This window comes from Peribacillus sp. P4_C12 (assembly GCF_056402095.1).
The window spans coordinates 1-2,566 of record NZ_JBFUIB010000505.1 but is presented as its reverse complement, the minus strand read 5'-3'; the positions used below and the strand labels follow the sequence as shown (position 1 = coordinate 2,566).

Annotated in this window: 2 protein-coding genes; both read left to right on the top strand. The window is 38.5% G+C overall.

Annotation, left to right across the window (positions count from 1 at the left end):
* Positions 1-397: 397 nt before the first annotated feature.
* The gene (locus AC1DUW_RS25600; protein ID WP_056519293.1) at positions 398-904 is read left to right on the top strand and encodes an acyl-CoA thioesterase; all 507 of its coding nucleotides are present in this window, start codon (positions 398-400) and stop codon (positions 902-904) included.
* A 550-nt stretch (positions 905-1,454) separates the two neighbouring features.
* Positions 1,455-2,566 (top strand): cytochrome ubiquinol oxidase subunit I (locus tag AC1DUW_RS25595; RefSeq protein WP_477643801.1); only part of this gene is annotated, 1,112 nt, incomplete at its 3' end.

Here is a 2,566-nt window from a genome sequence, read left to right as displayed (position 1 = left end):
AAGCAACATATTGAAGTTCTCGAATGGCTTTCCACTTCTAATGTGAAAATGAAAACTACAAACTACACCCATTATTATTAACTCATCAATTTAGTAAAGAATCCTTAAAGAGAGAGTTATTTTATTTGAGAGTTCGAAACTGGGAAACTAAATAGATAGTCCCATCTACTCTTTCGCCGTTCACTCGAACAGGAGGAGCTTTTAATGCTGCGAAAAGAGCTTGAGCAACAGCAGATGGTGAATGATATTAAAACATAAGCTACGCATTCTCGGAACATTAGGCTACGTAGGCGGATAGTGTTTAAAGGATAAAAAGCTCAAAATTGTATCATAATATAACCATATACTAAAAGTTTACATAGGTGATTTTAGGTCCCATGTTTAGGAGGACGGGTTTATAGAAGCAAAATATTGCAGAGAATCAAGGGTGATAAGAACAAGTCGTATATTCCCAAATGATGTGAACAATCATAATACATTATTTGGCGGCCGGTTAATGAGTGACGTAGATCAAGTAGCATCGATTTCTGCAGCACGTCATAGCCGAAGAGAATGTGTAACTGCTTCAACAGATTCAGTTGACTTTTTACATCCCATTCGAACAACAGATTCAGTTTGTTTTATATCTTATGTGGCATGGACAGGCACATCTTCAATGGAGGTATTTGTGAAAATTATTGCTGAAGATTTAAAAAGCAGTGTACGTAGAATTGCAGCGACTGCTTTATTAACATTTGTTGCACTTGATGAACATAAACGTCCAACACGTGTTCCACAAGTTATTCCGGAGACAGAAGAAGAAAAAAAATTACATGAAACGGCATTAGATCGAGCAAGTATGCGGAAACAGAGAAAACAAAAAAGCAAAGATGTGGCTACGTTTTTAAATGTAGATTATCCTTAACTTTCATATAGAAGATAAAACTTATAACCTACGAGGTGCAAAGATAATAATTCAAAATGTAAGGAATGAAAAAATGTTAATTCAGTTACAGGATGATTTATTATTCACAGGAAGTGATTGATAAGAAGGTTCAAAGGGTATTTAGGATCCTGACATATATAGGCTAGTAACCGTGCTTTTAATCTGATGTTTGTGAAAATCCCTCCTAAAATTGGGCAAATGTCAATGCCGACCGCAAATACACACATAGACTACTATATTGTAGGGTATGTGTGTATTTTTATGAGAAGGAAATATTTATTATTTGCACAGCTATAATAAAATTGCCGTTTGCACATGCAATCTAAGCTAGGTTAAGAAGCGATAAACTGGAAATAATATATCCCAAGAATAACCTCGACAGAATAAACGTAATTTAATACTCAAATAACGGTAAGCAACCTACAAAATTCCGACAAAAACTCAGAAAACATAGTATGTGGAATTTCATTAAATATTTTCCTTTTATGCGGAGATACTATCAGGAGACAAGGTTAGAAAGGAAGACAGTATGGATCATATACAAATGGCCCGTGCGATGTTCGGGACGAATATGGCTGTACATATCATATTTGCAACGATTGGCGTCGGGTTGCCGATGATGATGTTGGCGGCAGAATTGATGTATCAAAGGACAAAAGATTTACAGTATGTTGTCATGGCGAAACGATGGACTAAAACATTAGGGGTGTTGCTTGGGGTTGGGATTCCGACTGGAACGATTGCGGGTGTACAACTGTCTCTTTTATGGCCTGGATTCATGGAAGTGATTGGGCGAGTTATGGCGCTTCCGTTCCAGATTGAGATTTATGCATTTATGATCGAAGCGTTGTTCATGTCCATCTACGTGTATGCTGCTGAAAAAATCAAGCCATGGGCTCGTGTCGTGAGTTTATTCTTTGTTGCTTTTGGAGCAATGGCATCAGCTGTCTTGATTTCTAATGTACATGCTTTTGAGGGGACACCGGCTGGGTTTCGGTTTGAAAATGGGGAAATTGTCGATGTTGATCCTTGGGCGGCTTTTTTTAACCCAAGTTTCTTAGTAACAGCAGGACATACTGCACTGACAGCTTATACGACAGGTGCTTTTGTCGTAGCAGCAGTTGCAGCCTTTAAGATGCTGAAGAATAAATTTGGTACTACTGAATTTAATTTTCACCAAAAAGCATTAAAGCTCAGCATTGTATTAGGATTGGTCTTCTCTTTTTTGACGGCACTTAACGGTCACGCGACGACCCAGCATTTATATAGGGAGCAGCCGGAAAAATTGGCGGCCGCAGAAGGCTTGTTTGAAACAAAGGACCATGCAGGACTTACTTTATTCGGCTATACCGACAGGGAAGCTCAGGAAGTGAAGTATGGGATTGAATTTCCATGGGTATTAAGCTTCTTATCAGGCAATAGTTTTGATACAGTCGTTACCGGTTTGAACGATTTTCCAGAAGAGTATTGGCCACCGCTTTATGTCCATATCTTATTCAATGCTATGGTCATTATTGGTTCAGGCTTAATCGCTTTAGCCTTGTTCGCTTTAGTCTGGAATAAATGGTTGAAGAAGGATACTTATCCCAGATGGGTTCTATGGCTGTTTGTTGCTGCAGGCCCGTTATCGGTGATTTCGAT